This window comes from Pseudoalteromonas sp. 2CM39R (assembly GCF_023161845.1).
The window spans coordinates 157315-176425 of the sequence record NZ_JALNTM010000008.1 but is presented as its reverse complement, the minus strand read 5'-3'; the positions used below and the strand labels follow the sequence as shown (position 1 = coordinate 176425).

The window sequence follows — 19111 nt, the reverse complement described above, 5'->3', positions numbered from 1 at the left end:
GAGTCAATGTTATGGACAAAATGGTCTACATTGCCATGTCGGGTGCTAAGCAAAGTTTGCGAGGTCTTGAACTCAAGGCCAACAACCTTGCTAATGCTAACACCACTGGCTTTAAAGCTGATTTTGCACAAGCTCGCTCTATGCAAGCCTTCGGTGAAGGTCTGCCATCTAGGGTGTTTGCAATGCAAGAACGCCCTGGATCTAATATGGAATCGGGTGGTTTTGTTGAAACTGGCCGCGAGCTTGATATCGCGATGAGTGACCGTGGTTGGTTGAGTGTACAAGATGCATCAGGCAATGAGGCGTACACCAAAACTGGCACATTAAACATTACTCCAGATGGCGCGTTGATCACTAGCCATGGCCGTCAAGTAATTGGCGAAGGTGGTCCAATCATTTTGCCATTACCTATCGAGAAAGTTGAGTTTAGTGAAGACGGTGCTATTCAGGTTCGCCCACAAGGAGCGCCAGCAAACTTTTTGGAAGTGGTTGATCGCTTAAAAGTGATTGAGGCTGATAACACTCAGCTTGAAAAAGGTAATGACGGTTTATTTCGACCAAAAGAAGACATGTTGGTCAATGACCTTTGTGGTTTTTGTGATATTTCACCAAACGTAAAAGTACTGTCGGGAACGCTTGAAATGTCGAACGTAAACCCAGTGCATGAAATGGTCGATATGATCAGCAATCAACGCCAATTTGAATTACAAGTTAAATTGATGAAAACAGCCGAAGAGCTCGATGAGCGTCAAGATCAGCTGTTACGCATTGTTTAAGATGACTGAGAGGGTAGAGTTATGAATCCTGCATTATGGATCAGTAAAACCGGGCTTGACGCCCAGCAAACCGATATTTCGGTGATCTCAAATAATCTCGCAAATGCCAGCACGGTCGGTTACAAAAAAAGCCGCGCCGTATTTGAAGATTTACTATATCAAAATATAAATCAACCAGGTGGTCGTTCGTCGCAAGACACTGAAATGCCATCGGGTTTAATGCTTGGTGCCGGTGCAAAAGTGGTTGCTAACCAAAAGAACTTTTCACAAGGTAACATGCTTACCACAGAAAATTCATTGGACTGGATGATCTCAGGTCCTGGCTTTTTTGAAGTGCAATTACCAGATGGCAACATTGCATACTCACGTAATGGTCAATTCACCACTGACGAAGATGGTCGCATTGTAACTTCTGGTGCGGGTTTTCCATTACAGCCAGAAATGAACGTACCAGACGACGCACAATCAATTACTGTTTCGCAAGACGGTGAAGTGTCGGTACGTATTTCAGGACAAGCAGAGAACGTGGTAATTGGTCAGCTAACAATTAGTGACTTTATTAATCCATCAGGTCTTGAGCCTATGGGGCAAAACTTATACACAGAAACCGCTGTGAGTGGCGCACCTGTGCAAGGGAACCCAGGTATCGATGGTTTAGGTACTGTGGTTCAAGGTTCACTTGAAACGTCTAATGTGAATGTAACAGAAGAACTCGTTAACTTGATCGAAACGCAACGAATTTATGAAATGAATTCAAAAGTGATTTCAGCGGTTGATGAAATGCTTAGTTACATCAATCAACAGCTTTAATGGGTAGGAGGCAGCATGCGTAACATTATCTTAGTCACATCGGCAGCATTAATGCTGGGTGGTTGTATGACAACGCAAAATCATCATGTGGTTCAGGATGACCCTTACTATGCGCCTATGTATCCGGAGCCAACAACAGAGCCAATGGTACCAACGGGTTCGTTGTTTGATAGTTATTCAGCAGATGACTTGTACTCAGATAAAAAGGCATTGCGCGCTGGTGATATCATCACGGTTAAATTGCAAGAATCAACGCAAGCCACCAAAGCCGCTAAAACCGAAACCGATAAAGAAACGGACGCTAGTTTAGACCCTGTTATTGGGCTTGGTGGCAATCCGGTGAATATTGGTGGTGATAGCATTCAGTTTGGTATTGGTTCTGGTGCATCGTTTAAAGGTGATTCAAAGTCTAACCAATCAAATAGCTTATTTGGTGATATTTCTGTCAATGTGATGCGTGTTTTACCTAATGGAAACTTGGTTATTCGTGGTGAAAAATGGCTCACTTTGAATACCGGTGAAGAATTTATTCGCCTTGAAGGCTTAGTTCGTCCTGAAGATGTTCAAGCAGATAACACGGTCACATCAAACCGTATTGCTAATGCGCGAATTCAATACTCAGGTAAAGGGCAAATTCAAGAAACGCAAAGTGCAGGTTGGCTGTCTCGTTTCTTTAGTAGTTCGCTTTTCCCATTTTAGAGGAATAAAGTCATGAATGGGTTTAAATACATCATCGCTCTTTGCTTAATTAGCCTGCAGTTTTCTGCACAGGCTGAGCGAGTCAAAGATGTATCTATGGTTGAGGGTGTTCGCTCAAACCAATTAGTGGGTTATGGTTTGGTTGTCGGTTTGCCCGGCACAGGTGAGCAAAGCCGATTTACTCAACAAAGCTTTAAAGCCATGCTGAATGGTTTTGGTATCACTTTACCTGATAGCTTAAAACCTAAAATTAAAAATGTTGCCGCTGTGGCTGTGCATGCAGAGTTACCGGCATTCAGAAAACCCGGTCAAACCATTGATATTACGGTTTCGTCTATTGGTAGTGCGGGTAGTTTACGTGGCGGTACCTTATTACAAACCTTCTTAAAAGGGGTTGATGGCAATACCTATGCGATTGCACAAGGCAGCTTAGTCGTAGGTGGTTTAGGTGCTGAAGGGGCAGACGGTAGCCGTGTAATTATTAACACACCCACAGTGGGTCGTATTCCAAACGGTGCCATTGTAGAACGTGCTATTAAGAGCCCATTTATGCAAGGTGACTACATTACTTTTAATTTAAATCGCCCAGATTTCACAACGGCAAAACGCCTAGAGCAAACGATTAATGATTTAGTGGGCCCTGACAGTGCTCAGGCAATCGATGCAGCTTCAGTGCGTGTATTAGCACCGCGTGATGCATCTCAACGTGTTGCTTATTTGTCGACACTTGAAAACTTAGAGTTTAAGCCAGCAGACACAGCAGCAAAAATTATTGTGAACTCTCGCACAGGCACAATAGTGATTGGCAAAAACGTGAAGCTACAGCCAGCGGCGATTACACATGGTGGTTTAACGGTCACCATTGCTGAGCAGCAAAATGTGTCTCAGCCAAATGCTTTAAGTGATGGTGAAACCACGGTTACCAATCAAAGCATTATTGATGTGAACGAAGATGACTCACGTGCTTTTGTATTTAATCCAGGTGTTAATCTTGATGATCTTGTGCGTGCAATCAATGAAGTTGGGGCTGCACCGGGTGATTTAATGGCAATCCTTGAAGCTTTAAAAGAAGCGGGGGCGATAAACGGGCAACTGGTTATCATTTAAATTAAAACGCGCTTTCGAGCGCGTTTTTTGTTTCTATAACTTTTAACCCTTGAGTGTATAAACATCAGCCAAAATCTTGGCTCTGAAGTTACTCCATTCCTGTATCAGTTATTAGCCATTCATTTATAAAGTTTTTTATTGGCGCAATTTTTGCATTTTAATTTTCATTATTAACTATTGTGTCAAAAAGCTGATGGATACTAATCATCTCGACAAGCAAAACTTTTTTGATTTAGGCAACTTAGACTCGTTACGTCAAAATGCCTTAAAAAGTGATGCCTCTAGCGATGCGTCAAAAGAGGCGCTGAAAAAAGCGGCGGCACAATTTGAATCTATCTTCACTCAGATGCTGCTTAAAAGTATGCGTAAAGCAAATGAAGCGTTTGAAGATAAAGACAGCCCATTTAATTCAAGCGGCGTTAAATTTTTTGAAGAGATGCATGACCAACAAATGTCGGTTGAGCTTTCATCAAATGGCTCGTTGGGTCTAGCTGACTTGATTGTTCAGCAGCTCTCGCCAGACGGTAAAGAGTTTACACCAGGTTCTGTACTTAGAACGACGGCTGACTTTGATAGTGATAAACGCGCAAGCGGTGCTGTTGATAGCACTACTGAGGCTAAGGCTAAACCACAAGCTGTCGAGGATACATCAGCGAACGAGCAATCAGAAAATCGCTTTGAAGATGCTGAGTCTTTCATTAGCTCTGTTTGGGAGCACGCTAAAAATGCTGCTGAGAAAATTGGCTTAAACCCAGCTGTGATGGTTGCTCAAGCAGCACTTGAAACGGGCTGGGGTAAACACATCATCAGTAAAGCTGATGGCACAAGTAGTAACAACTTATTCAATATTAAATCGGATAGGAGCTGGCAAGGTGATAAAGCAAGCAAAGTCACGCTTGAGTTTGAACAAGGTGTGCCAGTTAAAAAGCAAGCAAGTTTTCGCTCTTATCAATCGATTAAAGACAGTGTGAACGACTTTGTGGATTTCTTAAATGAAAACCCTCGTTATCAAGAAGCACTTAATAATACCGCAGAGCCTGCAGCCTTTTTAGATTCGTTACAAAAAGCAGGCTATGCAACTGATCCAAATTATGCCGATAAAATTAAGCAGGTATTGAAGCGCGTTGAGCTTCAAAGCGTCGCTGCTTCATTGGTACGTTAAGGAGTAGACCCTCATGTCATTTAGCTTATATGACATAGCAAATGCCGGTGTAAGAGCTAACTCTGAGCTTTTACAAACCACCAGTAAAAACATCGCCAACGTTAATACCGAGGGCTATGTGCGTGAGCGTACTGAGTTCACAACCATGATCGATAACCAAGTCGGCCGTGGTGAAACGTATCGCTTACTAAATGAATTTGCACAAAAGCAATTAAATAGAGATACCTCTAATAAAGCGTTCTTTGATCAGTTTGTAACTGAAGCAAGTCGTGTAGATAGCTTGTTTTCAGAAGAGTCAAACAGCTTATCAACGAGCGTCAATTCGTTTTTTAATAATGTACAAGAAAGCTTAAACCAACCGTCATCAACAGTAGCTCGTTCACTGGTCATGACGGATGCACAAAATTTGATTGATCAAATGGACAGGTTGTCGAGCATTGTTGTTGACCAAAAAGCAGTGGTAAATGAGCAGCTAGAAATCTTTTCAGATGAAGCTAATAACCTGATCCAAAATATCAGTGATTTAAATACCAAGATTGCTTCAGTTCATGGTACTGATCGTGAGTCAGTATCAAGTGGTTTATATAATGAACGTGATAAAGCAATTCGTGACTTATCAGAGCTGATTGATATTGAAACACTCGATGGTAATAACGGCGAAAAACAAGTGTACTTAGGCTCTGGTCAAGCACTTGTCATGCAAAGTGGCACATTTAACCTGTTTTCATTCAGTGGCGATCCTGATCCGAACTTTAAAGAATTAAAACTTGATGTAAACGGTGGCAAAGCTGTGCCGCTTGAAGTTGATGTGAGTAAATTGAAAGGCAAAATTGGTGGCTTACTGGCATTTCGTGACGATATTTTAGTGCCAGCGCAAAACCAATTGGGTCAAATGGGCTTAGCATTAGCCGATGCCTTTAACCAACAAAATAGCTTAGGTATGGACGCTAATGGTGAAATTGGCGGCGATATTTTTGCTATTCCAACGGTAGATGCGTTTGGTTATCAAGCCAATACGGGCACATCAACAATGACGGCAACCCTTGAGCCTGGTAAAGGCAGCGAATTGCCAGCAAGTGATTTTATTGTGACCTATACAAGCGCAACCACTGTTGAGATTCAGGCAATCGATAATAAAGGTGAACCCATTGGCACCGCATCTACAGCAAATGTGACTGCCGGTGTGATTGACTCATCAACTATTACGGGTGGTGAAGCGTTTGGTTTACAACTCAACGTATCAGGTGCTGCAAATACTGGTGACCAATTTATGGTTAAGTTGAACTCTCAGGCTGCAACTAGCTTAGAGCTTGCAACTGAACGTCCTGAAGATTTAGCGTTAGCATCACCTATTCGAACTGCGAACGATATCAATAATTCCAGTGATGCAAGTATTTCTGCTGGCACAGTATCCGATATTGACAACTCAACGGGTATTACCGTGGGTCCTCCACCGAGTTTGGCGAATGGCGATATCACGTTAGTGAAAACGGCGAATGCTAACGAGTATCAAATTACAGATGGTAACGGTACATCGACGTTTACCATTACACCACCTGCTGAGAATATTCTTGCTCAAGCAGGAGCGCCTTACGATACCTACGGCTTTGACTTTAATATTGAAGGATCACCTGCAACAGGTGACACCTTCACAGTAGAGTTTAACACTGGAGGTTTTGATGATAACCGTAATGGTTTGCTATTGGCCGATTTACAAAATGGTGAGCTAGTGCGTCAAAATGTTGAAGCAAGTAGTACAGCCGATAATCATAAAACGTTTAATCAAGCCTATTCAGGTATTGTCACTGATATTGGTGTAGTGACTAGTCAAGCCCAAACGAATGGTGCGGCCTTTACAGCACTAGCCGATCAATCAGAAGCTTGGTATGAATCACTATCAGGTGTAAACCTTGATGAAGAAGCGGCAAACTTACTGCGCTTTCAACAATCATATGCAGCATCGGCACAGGTCCTTTCAACAGCACGTACTATTTTTGACACCTTATTAAGTGCGGCGAGGTAATTATGCGTATTTCAAATAACATGATGTATAAGAATAACCTTAATTCTATTCTTAACTCACAACAAAATGTAAACAAAGCGCAAGAGCAGGTTAATACCCAAAAGCGTGTATTAACTGCTGCTGACGATCCTTCCGCAACGGCTCGCGCGTTACTTTATAACGATCGCATTCAGGGTAATGAACAGTTCACAAAAAACATTACTATGCTGAATAGCCGCCTAACGACAGAAGAAAGTGTGCTGCAAAATATTAAAGGCGCACTTGAGTCTGCTTATACTTTATCTATTCAAGCTGGTAACGGTGCCTATAGTGATATCGACCGTGAAGGTATTGCTGAAGAAGTTAAAGCATTGCAAAGTACGGTACTTGATTTGATGAATGCAAAGACTGAAGACGGTAAATTTATCTTTTCGGGTTATCAAGATAATACTCCGTCTTACACCTTTAATAGTACTTCTGGACGCTATGAATATGGTGGCGATCAGGGGCAACACAAGATCAAAGTAGCTGAAGGTGTAGAAATCAAATCAAGTGACAATGGTTTTGATACATTCGAAAAAGTAAATGCTCGACTAAATGTGGCATCAAACGACGGCACTGTGTCAGGCGGTATCACAAGCTCAAAAATTTATGTTACTGAGCAAGCTGATTTCGATAAATTCCATCAGGCTAACTACAATGCTGATCCTGCTGCAGCGGCAAATGCCAATACACTAAGCTTTATTACTACCACAGGCACACCTAATACATTTGTTGTGCAGCAAGCAGGTGTAACTATTGATAGTGGTAATTTTGAAGATGGAAAAATTCAGTATCAAGGGATGTCAATTTCTGTTTCACCTGTTGCAAATGGCCAAGTTGATGTTGACCTTGAAGCACCACAAAAAGAGAATGCCTTAAATACCTTGGACGATCTGATAGCAGGACTAACCAATCCTGATTTAACTCAAGCAGAGTTTGATCAAGTTTTAGCGGATGCCATTGTACAACTCGATAATGCCAAAAATCAGGTTTCTCTTGTTCAGGCTGGCTTAGGTGGTCGCTTAAATACGGCCAAGAAAATCGAACAGTCTAATAGTGATTTAGATACCAGTAATAAAGCAGCAAAAGCTGAGCTTGTTGAGCTTGATATGGCTGAAGCGATTACTGAACTCACCAAACAAGAAACATCACTGCAAGCTGCCCAAGCAACATTTGGCCGTTTGGCTAACCTATCATTATTTGATTACTTATAATTTTTATAGGTTAAGCTCATTTTAAGAGCTTAACCTATAAAACCTGCCTTAAGCTTCCTACTTTAAAAGCGCTTTTAGCTCACTCTTTATTGTGTTTTTACCCTCGTTAACACATCGTGATAGCGGCTTACAAGGTAACCAGAAGCCATGTTCAGCTAAAATTTTAAATTATTTTTCCTTTAAAAATAGCATGTTAAGTGAAAATTTAAAAATTGTTTAAAAATTCACTAAAGGATTTTTTGAGCGGACCGATAACTTAATTAACCAAGCAGAGTAACAAATGACAGTTACCGCTTAATTAGAGTAAGTTTGAGAGTAAATGATAAGTTTACTTCGGGAGAAATATCATGGCACTTTATGTAAATACAAATGTTAGTTCATTAAACGCTCAAAGACAATTAATGAATTCTGGTAACTCACTTGACACTTCATTCAAGCGTTTATCATCAGGTCTTCGTATCAACAGCGCAGCTGACGATGCGGCTGGTCTACAAATTTCTGACCGTTTAACATCGCAAATTAACGGTCTTAACCAAGGTAACCGTAATGCGAACGACGGTATCTCTTTAGCGCAAACAGCTGAAGGTGCGCTAGACGAAGTAACAGCAATGTTCCAACGTGTACGTACGCTTTCTCAACAAGCAGCAAATGGTTCAAATACCGATGAAGACCGCTTAGCGATTCAAGAAGAGATTCGTTCACTGATGTCTGAGGTGAATCGTGTTGCTGAAGATACAACTTTTGGTGGTCAAAATCTTCTTGACGGTTCATACGACGCAGAGTTCCAAGTGGGTGCAGATGCTGTACAAACAATTGGTTTCAGTATGCAAAATGTAGGCGGTTCAGCTACGGGTTCTATGTCTGCAAATGGTGGCTTTACTCTTTCAGGCATTGCGGGTATCGCAAGTGCAGTAACTGGCGACCGTTTATCTGGACTAGCTGAAGGTGCATCAGATATTGGTGGTGCAGCATTAGCAACAGATACATTTGCTGCTGCTTATATTGCAACAGCTATAAGTGTATCAAGCCAAGTAAATGCGCAAGTGACTTTAGCAGGTATGGACGCGCTTATCGCAGTAGTTGATAAAAAACGTGCTGAGCTTGGTGCGGTACAAAACCGTTTCCAATCTACTATTCGTAACCAATCGAATATCTCTGAAAACTTAAGTGCAGCTAAGTCACGTATCAAAGACACTGACTTTGCTCAAGAAACAGCTAACTTAACTAAGATGCAAATCTTACAACAAGCTAGCCAAACAATCTTGAGTCAAGCTAACCAACGACCTCAAGCGGCGTTAAGCCTACTAGGTTAATAGTTGAGGGATTTAAGTTAAGGTGAAGTCAAAACTTTGACTTAAAAGAAAAGCGCCTTTGTCTAATGGGGTATTAACAAAGGCGCTAAGATAGGATTATAAAGCGGAGGCGCTCAAAATCCTGACAGTAGTGTTCTAACATTTGTAAGAACATAAAATATAAAGCACAGATTATGCCATAATTTGTGTTATTAAACCCACTCTTAAACTTATCTCTCTTAAGGCTCCTACTAAATGGAGCCTTTTTTCATTCCTTTTTTAAACTAAATTAATTGTTGGCCTATTAATTGCTCTGTTTACTTCAAGTTAATTAACTAATAAGCAAAGTGGCAGTATTTTGCCCCAGGCGACTTAGATTTGCCGCTATAAGGGTCACTTTGTCAAATTCACTTTTTAAAAGTGACTTTACTTTGACAGATAAGAAGAGAGTTTATTATGGCTTTATATGTAAATACTAATGTTAGTGCATTAAATGCACAAAGACAGTTGGATAGAACAGGTACAGATCTAGATAATTCATTTAAACGTTTATCATCAGGTCTACGTATTAATAGTGCAGCTGATGATGCTGCCGGTTTACAAATATCTGACCGTTTACAATCGCAAATTCTAGGTCTTAATCAGGGAAATCGAAATGCTAATGATGGTATTTCACTTGCGCAAACTGCTGAAGGTGCGATGGATGAAATTACATCAACATTCCAACGTATTAGAACACTATCTCAACAGGCTGCAAACGGCTCGAATACTGATGAAGACCGCTTAGCAATCCAAGAAGAGATCCGTCAATTATCAGATGAAGTAAATCGCATAGCTACAGATACAACATTTGGTGGTCAAAACTTATTAGATGGTAGTTATTCTGCTAGTTTCCAAATTGGTGCGGATGCAGTTCAAACCATTGGCTTTAGTATGCAAAGTGTAGGTGGAACTGCTGCAATAAATAGTTTATCAGCTGATGGAGGCTTCACTCTTTCAGGTATTGCAGGTATTGCAAGTGCCGTTGGAGGGCAGCAGCTTTCAGCTTTAGCTGAAGGTGCATCAGATATTGGTGGCGCAGCATTAGCGACTGATAGCTTTGACGCTGTTTTTAGAGCCTCTTCAGTTTCTGTTTCAACTCAAGTAAATGCTCAATTGGTTTTTGCTGGAATGGACGCGCTAATCGCTGTTGTAGATAAAAAGCGTGCAGAGTTAGGTGCTGTGCAAAACCGCTTTCAATCTACGATTCGAAACCAGGCGAACATCTCAGAAAACTTATCAGCTGCAAAATCACGAATTAAAGATGCTGATTTCGCTGCAGAAACGGCTGCATTAACTAAGAACCAAATTTTACAACAAGCAAGCCAAACAATTTTAGGTCAAGCAAATCAACGACCTCAAGCGGCTCTAAGCTTATTACAAGGATAAAATTTAAAAATTAGTTAAAAAATTTACAAATAAAGCTAAAGCTTTCGCTTTATCAGACGATAACTGATTTAGAGAACTATAAATCTAGGACTCTAAGTCGGTTAAATAGCAGGGTAGGGGTATCCCGCTGTTTAGCTATAAAATGATAAAGCGGAGGCTATTATGGCTATCTATGTAAATACTAATGTGAGTTCTTTGAACGCACAGCGCCAGCTAATGAAATCTGGCAACTCTTTAGACACTTCATTTCAGCGCCTTTCGTCAGGTTTACGCATTAACAGCGCAAAAGACGATGCGGCAGGTATGCAAATTTCTAACCGTTTAACTGGTCAAGTTAATGGTTTAAATCAAGGTAACCGAAATGCGAATGACGGTATCTCTTTAGCACAAACAGCTGAGGGTGCACTAGACGAAGTTACTTCGATGTTCCAACGAGTGAGAACTCTTGCTCAACAAGCATCTAATGGTTCGAATACTGATGAAGACCGTTTAGCCCTTCAAGAAGAGATTCGTTCATTAATGTCTGAAGTGAATCGTGTCGCCGAAGATACTACTTTCGGTGGTCAAAACCTTCTTGACGGTTCTTTTGATGCTAATTTCCAAGTCGGTGCTGATGCAGTTCAAACAATCGGCTTTAGTATGCAAAACGTTGGTGGTTCTGCAACTGGTTCTCTTTCTGCGAATGCTGGCTTCACTCTTTCTGGTATTGCGGGTATCGCAAGTGCAGTAACTGGTGACCGTTTATCTGGCCTAGCTGAAGGTGCGTCAGATATTGGTGGTGCAGCATTAACGACAGATACATTTGCTGCAGCATACATCGCGACAGCAATAAGTGTATCAAGCCAAGTAAACGCACAAGTGACTTTAGCTGGTATGGATTCACTTATTGCAGTAGTTGATAAAAAGCGTGCGGAGCTTGGTGCGGTTCAAAACCGTTTCCAATCTACTATTCGTAACCAATCAAATATTGCTGAAAACTTATCTGCTGCACGTTCGCGTATACAAGATACAGATTTCGCAACTGAAACAGCTAATTTAACTAAGATGCAAATCTTGCAACAAGCAAGTAGCTCAATTCTTAGCCAAGCAAATCAACGTCCTCAAGTAGCGCTTTCACTACTAGGCTAATATTTGTTTTATAAGCCACTTTGGGTTGCTAGGAAATTTACTCTGAAGTGGCTTATACTTAATAAGTAAGATATTAAGAGGTATTACTATGATAGATCTTAATTCAACGCAAAGGTCTAATGATAACCTTACTACTAGTGGAAATTCTGCAAATTTAAAAGCTGAAATTGATGATATTAAAGCAAGTAAAGGCACAGAAATTGCTAGTAGGGAGCCTGTGGATATTGAGCAAGTTTCTAAACAGAATGAGCAGAGAGATAAAAACGATCTAATTGCTGAAGTAAAACAAAACTTAGAAAAGCTTAATAGCTATATCCCAGTCACATCAACAAATTTAATTTTTGAATTTGATGAGATGGGGGAACCGCCTATTATCAAAGTTCTTGATAAAGAAAATGATGAGGTAATTCGAGAAATTCCAACCGAAGAGTTTCGAGAAGTGGCTAAAGCTTTAGAAGAGTTTGCCGATAAATTAAGCAATAGAGGTTTGTTGTTCGATAGAACCGCATAAAGTTAGCATTTAGGAGTATTATAATGGCATCAATTACATCTGCAGGAGTAGGCTCTGGTCTTGATCTAGAAAGCATCATCAGTGCGACACTATCAGCTGAAAATACTCCAAAAATGAATGCTTTTGTTAAAAAAGAAGAATCGCTTCAGGTTGAGTTATCGGCTTTAGGTGAAGTGAAATCAGCGTTATCGAAACTGCAAGACACAGTCGAGAAGCTTGCTGACCCTGATAACTTTGATAAACGAATTGCTAACATCAAGCAGCCTACTAGTGATGATGGTGATTTAATCTCGGTAACTCCAACTTCAGATATTACCCCAGGGGACTTCAACATAGAAGTTGTTGAGCTTGCACAGGGTAGTCGCGCAACTTCCAATGATGGTCTATTTACCTCAACAGATGATGTTGTCACAGCTTCTGGCGGTACTTTATCTTTTGCTGCTGGTGATAAGAGCTTTGATATAACACTTGATGCTGGTGCAACTCTTGCTGACTTACGTGATGCTATTAACGATTCTGATCTTAACTTTGGTGTTACTGCTAATATTATTAATACAGGCACAGAGTCTAAGCTTGTTTTTACTTCGAGTGTAACAGGCACTGGTAATGATCTAGTTATTACTAACGACAATGCTGAGCTAGATAATGTTTCTACTTTAGCAAACGATGGTGTTAGTGCTGGCGGGATAGCTATCGCTTCTGGTAATGAAGCCAAAGACGCGACAATAAAGGTTGATGGTATCACTATCACCAATGACACCAACACATTCAAAGATGCTGTTCAAGATATGACAATTACGGCTAAACGCCAAAGTGTTGACGGTGAAACTGCCAAATTGTCTGTCGAGTATGACAGGGAGAGTATAACTACACTGGTTGATGAGTTAATTGCAAATTACAACAATGTAGTAGGTCAACTAGGTTTTCAATCAAGAGTAGGTAAACCTTTAAATAGCGATGCTACAATCAGGTCTTTAAGTTCACAATTAGTAAATACACTCTCAACTAATTTGTCTGATGCAGGCCCATTTACCAGTATTTTTGATATAGGTTTAGGTGTTGATAAAGAAGGTTACCTTGAAAAGTCGAGCTTAGTTCGTAGTTTAAATGAAGCGATGGATGATAACTTTGACAACATTGGCAAAGCTTTTGCAGGTGAAAACGGCGTTGCTAAACAGTTCGAGGCCTTACTTAATAATTACGTAGACTCTGATGGTATCATAAAGCAGCGTGAAGAGAGCTTGAATGGCCAATTAGATGAGCTAGAAGATGATGTTTTAAATCACCAATATAGAATGGAAGAGCTCGAAACTCGATTAAGGCAGCAATATTCAGGGTTAGATGTTTTGCTTGCGCAAATGCAATCAACGCAAACTTATCTGAGTTCGCAACTTGCTAGTTTACCTGGTTTCACTAAGTCTAGCAGTTAATTTTCAGCGATAAAAAGGTAGAAAGTATGTACAACGCTAAAGTTAAGAATTATCAAAAAGAGGCTCTTAAAACCCGAGTAGCTGGTGCTGACCGTTACGAAATCATTCAAATGTTAATGGCTGGTGCCATAGAAAAAATGGTGCTTGCGAAAGTGGCTATTGAAAAAAAGCACCTTGAAGCTAAAAGTGAGCATTTATCAAAAGCGTCAGCTATTTTAGAGGCATTAAGAGGGTGTTTAGATTTTGAAGTTGGCGGTGAAGTCACTGAAAATCTTTATGCATTGTATTCTTATATGATTGACCGTTTACTAGACGCAAGTATTAAAAATGATCCTGAAATAGTGATAGAAGTTTCTAACTTGCTAAAAGAGATCAAGTCAGCTTGGGACGCAATCCCACATGATATAAGAGAACAAACATTAAACGAAAATGGTGTTGATGCCAATGTCGGCTGATTTTGAAAAGTTGTTCTCTGATTTTGCTTCTGCAATTGAATCAAACGAGGTTGAAAAATCACTTAAGATAGATGAAGAGATAAAAACTTTATTTTCTAACTCTATAGATAGAGAGCACTTCAAAAGTGATGAAGATATTTTAAATGTAGTAGAGCAACATAAAGCACTAATCGAGCAAGTTATTGCTAAAAAAAAATCAACTGTTAAGCAGTTAGCTCAGTTCCAAAAAAATCAGAAAAACTTGAAGAAGTACCAAAATGTCTGAACCATCTCAACAGCAACAAATTGAAGAAATTGAAGCGCAGCTAAAAGGCATTTCAGAAAAAGATAAAAGAGATGCACTTTTTGCAGAAGAAGCAAATAAAAGATTTGAAAATAATATAAATGCCTTCAAAAAGTATTTTCCAGAGATCGCAACGAAATTCTTATCACATCAACCTTCAGAGAAGTTTAATTTATTTCTTAATGAAAATGGTACTGCTAACTTTGTTGATTATGACACTGGTGTACCTCTTTACGGTGAAGATCCTTTAGCACAGTCCAAATCCCAAATTGAGCAAATGTTTAAAAATCCTATTATGGGAAAAGTCGATCATAGCCGAGTTGAGTTTTTAAAGAATGAAACAAACTTTGTTCATATTGATTTAATGAAATCTATAGGACGAGTTTACAACAATGCTAGCCAAAATTTAGGAGAAAATAAGGCTGTTGATGAGCGAGTGCCTAGCGCAATTATATTTGGTGTTGGCTTAGGCTATTATCTAAATAACTTTTTTGACAAGTTTATTGCTGATTACATCAGTATTTTTGAGCCAAATGAAGACTATTTTTTCGCAAGTTTATTCACCTTTGATTGGCAGTCATTTCTACAAAAAGTCGATGACTCAGGCAGCTTTCTGTATTTTGCTATTGGAGTATCTGAAAGTGAAATGTACGAAGCGTTACATGATAGAGCAAACCAGATAGGTGCGTTTAGTGTTGCCTCTGCACTTTTCTTTCAACATTATCCCTCAGAAGCTGTTAATAGACTCATAGCTGAATTTAAAGGAAACTTTCATCAGTTTTTTATGGGGTGGGGCTTTTTTGATGATGCCTTGTTAAGTATTGCTCATACCGTTGAAAACAGTCACAAGCCTGTTAACTTATTAAAGCCAGAAAATAAAATATCACCTGATTTTAATCAATTTCCTATCTTTATAGTTGCGAACGGGCCTTCTCTTGATAAAGACATTGAGGTGATAAAAAAATATCAAAAAGATGTCATTGTTGTTGCATGTAATTCAGCGACCACTTCTTTACTAAATCACGGTATTGTTCCTGATTTTCACGTTGCTCTTGAAAGAACAAAAGCAACAGAAGACTTTTTAGTCGCATTTGTGCCTGAACAAACTCGACAAGAAATAAACTTACTTGTTTTAAATGTAATGTACCCAGGTGTTTTGGATCTTTTTGGTTGGTGTGGCGTAGCTTTAAAAGGGAACGAAGCTGGTACATCGTTGTTTCATATTACTGAATATTTAAAAAATAACCGCATAACAACAACGATAGGATTTAGTAACCCGCTTGTTGGTAACACTGCGTTAAGCTTTTTTGGCAGCATGGAGTTTAAGAACATTTATCTTTTTGGTGCAGATAATGGTTATAAAGATCCTAACCATCACCATTCAAAAGGGAGTTATTACTATTCTGGAGAAGGTAAAACGATTCATGCTCCATTAAAAATGGGTGGAGAGTTGGTCGTTCCTGGTAATTTTGGTGGTGAAGTTATTACTGATCATTTTATGCACACCGGTAAAGTTCAAATGGAGCGTTTTTTAGAGTCAAAGTTAGGAACAGGTTTAAATTGCTATAACTGTAGTGATGGTACTGCCATAAAAGGAAGTATGCCATTATTATCAGAAGACATCTTTATTGAGTCTACGAACGTCAGTAAGCATGAGGTTATAAGTTTTATCAAAGCAGAACCGTTCAAATCACTAGAGCAGAATATTAATCTAGAAGAGTTCCTAGACTTCGATGAGTTTGAACAGTTATGTAATGTTATGGCTGAAATCTTAGACTCTGAAATTAATAATCGAGCAGATGCATTACAACAATTATTAAAGAGCCTGCGTTACTTATTTTCATTTAAAAACCACCCTCGCTTTACTCACCTTTACCTTCTTTTAGAAGGTGAGTCTTTGTATGTAACTTCGGTATTAATTTCATTACTTTACAACTTCGGTGATGACAAAGAAATTATCCCTTATTATCAAGAAGCCAAGGAACTGTGGAAAGACTTCATTCTTGAAGCCCCTAATCAATACAGAACAAGATGGAATGTATTGAGTGACTATAGCTTCGACTACTCTAAGCCTTCAGTTTAATGAATACATCAATCTCTACCAACCGCTTCAATTTGAGATTGTTAAATGAATCAGATGCATCTGAACGCTACTTAAGTTGGTTTGAAGACAAGATGAGTAAGCAATACATTGCTTACTCATCTTCCTCAATAAGCTCATTAAGAGAGTATATAAACTCAAAAAATACGGCTTCTGATTGTATTCTTTGGGGGATATTTTTTGAGGGCAATCATATCGGTAATATTAAATACGAGCCAATAGACCAAAAAAGTGGACAAGCCACAATGGGGATACTAATCGGTGAGCCAGCTTGGCGAGGTAAAGGAGTTGCAGCTGAAGTCATAACTGCAACTGCACGCTGCTTGATGGAACAGCTATCTATTAGTGAAATCATTTTAGGTGTTGATGCTAACAATATTCCCGCGATCAAGAGTTATGAAAAATTAGGTTTTCGTACTTTTGATAAGAAAGATCAAGGTATTTACATGCGTTGGTTGCTTTCATAAATTACTACTTTATTTTGTAGATACCTTGCCGATAACCTATATATGGGAATTTATTATCTCTATAATATTCCTAAACAAATCGATATTATCTAATCATATTCTTCTAGGGGTATTTCATGACCTTAAAAAATAACTCTGGTGCAAAGCTTTGGCAACAAGCAAAAAAAATTATCCCTGGAGGTAATCAGCTATTATCAAAGCGCGCTGAAATGTTTCTCCCGGAGCAATGGCCTGCTTACTATAAAAAATCAAAAGGTTGTGAAGTTTGGGATTTAGACAACAATCATTACTACGATTTTTCTATTATGGGAATTGGAACTAGCTCTCTTGGCTATGCTAACGATGAGATTAATGACGCTGTTATTTCTGCTATTCAAGATGGTTCGATGAGTAGTTTAAACTGTTTTGAAGAAGTTGAACTAGCAAGGCAATTGATTGACCTGCATCCTTGGTCAGGAGCTGTTCGCTTCACACGTACTGGTGGTGAGTCTTGTACTTTAGCAATTCGAATCGCTCGTGCTTTTAGTAAGAAAGAAACCGTGGCATTTTGTGGTTACCATGGTTGGCATGATTGGTATTTAGCTACAAATATTAGTGATAGTGAAAATTTAGATGAGCAACTATTACCAGGACTAAAACCTGCAGGTGTGCCAAAGCAATTACACAACACTGCTATTCCTTTTAAAGAAGGTGATATTGAAGGTTTCAAAGCTATTGTCGAAAAGCATCGTGATAGATTAGGTGTTGTGATGATGGAAGTGTTCAGGCATGGCCAACCAAATGTTGAATTTTTAAAAGAAGTTAAAGCAATTGCACATGAAAATAATATAGTGGTTGTTTTCGACGAAATTTCTTCAGGATTTAGATTAAATACAGGCGCATCACACCTCTTAACTGAGGTAGAACCAGATATTTGTGTACTAGGTAAAGCGCTAGGTAACGGGCACCCTATTGGGGCAATTATAGGTCGCTCAGAAGTAATGGATGCTGCACAGCAATCTTTTATTAGTAGCTCTTACTGGACTGAAAGAGTTGGTTTTGTTGCTGCGCTTAAAACATTGGAAATTTTTAAACGTGACAATGTACCTCTTAAGCTTAATGAAATTGGTAAAAAACTCAAAAAACAAATATTAGATGCATCAGCTAAAGCTGGTTTTGATTTAAAAATTATTGGTATTGATAGCGTGCCGATATTTATTTTTCCGACAGATCAAGCATTAGCACTTAAAACTTTGTTCACTCAAGAGATGCTAAAAAGAGGCTTCTTAGCCAGTAATGTAATTTATCTTTCTATTGCCCATGGTGAAGAGATATGTGAAAAGTATATTTCTGCTATCTCTGAAGTTTTTAACCTATTGCAAGGTGCACTTGATAGTAACCAAGATATTGCCAGCTTAATAGATGGACCTGTTTGCCATAGTGGTTTTCAAAGGTTAAATTAGATGGCTAAAGTAATAGCATTCATACAAGCTCGAATGGGGTCTTCGAGACTACCAAACAAGGTTCTTAAAAATATTAATGGTAGGCCTGTGATCGTTCAAGTTGTTGAGCGGCTAAAAAAGGCTTCTTGTATTGATGATACTGTTTTACTTACATCGACTAATCAAGAGAACGATGAATTATGCCTTGTTGCTAAAGAGCATGGGATTAAATACTTTAGAGGGCCAGAAGAGAACGTATTACAAAGGTTTCAGCTCGCGACCGAGCTTTACCCCTGTGAATTCGTAATTCGTATTACAGGTGATACGCCTTTTGTTGATGCTGATATTTGTGAGCGGTTGTGTACTAAAGTAATAGATGAAAATGCTCAGTATGGTTTTTTAAGTGAAATGTTTGCAGAAGGCGTTGACTGTGAAGTTGTAGAAACAAAGGCGTTAAAAGGGCTTGTTTTAGAAGCACTGAGGCCATCTGAATTAGAACATGTCACCTTGCATCTCTATGAAAATAAAGAACAGCAATATCGAGTTATTGAATTGAATAATGACACTGATGATAGTCATTATCGGTTTACTTTAGATACACCAGAAGATTGGCAAGTTATAAATGCGATTGCTGATGCGAATGATGATACTCTAAATGTAACCTATCAACAGATAAAAGCATTTCTAGACAGCCACCCTGAAGTGAAAGCCATCAATGCTCAAATAGTTCGTAATGAGGGGCTTCTAATTTCCCTTAAAAACGAACAACAAGATAGAGAATAA

At 39.2% G+C, this 19111-nt stretch carries 18 protein-coding genes; all 18 read left to right on the top strand.

Annotated elements, in window-relative coordinates; genetic code table 11:
- Positions 1 to 11: 11 nt before the first annotated feature.
- The 18 genes from MTF66_RS18875 to MTF66_RS18790 all read left to right on the top strand — a co-directional run bounded on the left by MTF66_RS18875 (position 12) and on the right by MTF66_RS18790 (position 19111).
- Complete coding sequence (locus MTF66_RS18875; protein ID WP_054553307.1) at positions 12 to 776, top strand: flagellar basal body rod protein FlgF; 765 nt, start codon at positions 12 to 14, stop codon at positions 774 to 776.
- Between the two features lie 21 nt (positions 777 to 797).
- Positions 798 to 1586 (top strand): flagellar basal-body rod protein FlgG, encoded by a 789-nt coding sequence (gene flgG, locus MTF66_RS18870; protein ID WP_054553306.1) that lies wholly within the window; start codon positions 798 to 800, stop codon positions 1584 to 1586.
- A 15-nt stretch (positions 1587 to 1601) separates the two neighbouring features.
- Positions 1602 to 2285, top strand: a complete 684-nt coding sequence (gene flgH, locus MTF66_RS18865) for a flagellar basal body L-ring protein FlgH (RefSeq protein WP_054562216.1) — start codon at positions 1602 to 1604, stop codon at positions 2283 to 2285.
- Between the two features lie 12 nt (positions 2286 to 2297).
- Complete coding sequence (locus MTF66_RS18860) at positions 2298 to 3392, top strand: flagellar basal body P-ring protein FlgI (RefSeq protein ID WP_054553304.1); 1095 nt, start codon at positions 2298 to 2300, stop codon at positions 3390 to 3392.
- 193 nt (positions 3393 to 3585) lie between these two features.
- Positions 3586 to 4554 carry a flagellar assembly peptidoglycan hydrolase FlgJ gene (gene flgJ, locus MTF66_RS18855; RefSeq protein ID WP_248527922.1) on the top strand — a complete coding sequence of 323 codons (969 nt, stop codon included), beginning with the start codon at positions 3586 to 3588 and terminating at the stop codon, positions 4552 to 4554.
- A 13-nt stretch (positions 4555 to 4567) separates the two neighbouring features.
- Positions 4568 to 6577, top strand: coding sequence for a flagellar hook-associated protein FlgK (flgK, locus tag MTF66_RS18850; RefSeq protein WP_248527919.1), 2010 nt, complete (start codon positions 4568 to 4570; stop codon positions 6575 to 6577).
- A gap of 2 nt (positions 6578 to 6579) precedes the next feature.
- Positions 6580 to 7812, top strand: a complete 1233-nt coding sequence (gene flgL / locus MTF66_RS18845; RefSeq protein WP_248527916.1) for a flagellar hook-associated protein FlgL — start codon at positions 6580 to 6582, stop codon at positions 7810 to 7812.
- A gap of 347 nt (positions 7813 to 8159) precedes the next feature.
- Positions 8160 to 9125 (top strand): flagellin, encoded by a 966-nt coding sequence (locus MTF66_RS18840; protein WP_058586416.1) that lies wholly within the window; start codon positions 8160 to 8162, stop codon positions 9123 to 9125.
- Between the two features lie 435 nt (positions 9126 to 9560).
- Positions 9561 to 10532, top strand: a complete 972-nt coding sequence (locus MTF66_RS18835; RefSeq protein ID WP_058586415.1) for a flagellin — start codon at positions 9561 to 9563, stop codon at positions 10530 to 10532.
- A 162-nt stretch (positions 10533 to 10694) separates the two neighbouring features.
- On the top strand, positions 10695 to 11660 hold the full coding sequence (locus MTF66_RS18830) for a flagellin (protein ID WP_058586414.1): 966 nt from the start codon (positions 10695 to 10697) through the stop codon (positions 11658 to 11660).
- Positions 11661 to 11748: 88 nt separating this feature from the next.
- Positions 11749 to 12171: a flagellar protein FlaG gene (locus tag MTF66_RS18825; protein WP_248527914.1), complete on the top strand. Its 423-nt coding sequence runs from the start codon at positions 11749 to 11751 to the stop codon at positions 12169 to 12171.
- Between the two features lie 23 nt (positions 12172 to 12194).
- Positions 12195 to 13601, top strand: a complete 1407-nt coding sequence (gene fliD / locus MTF66_RS18820; protein WP_248527911.1) for a flagellar filament capping protein FliD — start codon at positions 12195 to 12197, stop codon at positions 13599 to 13601.
- 26 nt (positions 13602 to 13627) lie between these two features.
- Positions 13628 to 14056, top strand: coding sequence for a flagellar export chaperone FliS (fliS, locus tag MTF66_RS18815; RefSeq protein WP_058586411.1), 429 nt, complete (start codon positions 13628 to 13630; stop codon positions 14054 to 14056).
- The gene (locus MTF66_RS18810; protein WP_058586410.1) at positions 14046 to 14321 is read left to right on the top strand and encodes a hypothetical protein; all 276 of its coding nucleotides are present in this window, start codon (positions 14046 to 14048) and stop codon (positions 14319 to 14321) included. The genes fliS and MTF66_RS18810 overlap by 11 nt, the downstream gene beginning before the upstream one ends.
- Positions 14314 to 16422: a 6-hydroxymethylpterin diphosphokinase MptE-like protein gene (locus MTF66_RS18805; RefSeq protein WP_058586409.1), complete on the top strand. Its 2109-nt coding sequence runs from the start codon at positions 14314 to 14316 to the stop codon at positions 16420 to 16422. The genes MTF66_RS18810 and MTF66_RS18805 overlap by 8 nt, the downstream gene beginning before the upstream one ends.
- Positions 16422 to 16907 carry a GNAT family N-acetyltransferase gene (locus tag MTF66_RS18800; protein ID WP_058586408.1) on the top strand — a complete coding sequence of 162 codons (486 nt, stop codon included), beginning with the start codon at positions 16422 to 16424 and terminating at the stop codon, positions 16905 to 16907. Before MTF66_RS18805 ends, MTF66_RS18800 begins: the two co-directional genes overlap by 1 nt.
- A gap of 116 nt (positions 16908 to 17023) precedes the next feature.
- The gene (locus MTF66_RS18795; RefSeq protein ID WP_248527906.1) at positions 17024 to 18349 is read left to right on the top strand and encodes an aminotransferase class III-fold pyridoxal phosphate-dependent enzyme; all 1326 of its coding nucleotides are present in this window, start codon (positions 17024 to 17026) and stop codon (positions 18347 to 18349) included.
- Positions 18350 to 19111, top strand: a complete 762-nt coding sequence (locus tag MTF66_RS18790) for a cytidylyltransferase domain-containing protein (RefSeq protein WP_248527904.1) — start codon at positions 18350 to 18352, stop codon at positions 19109 to 19111.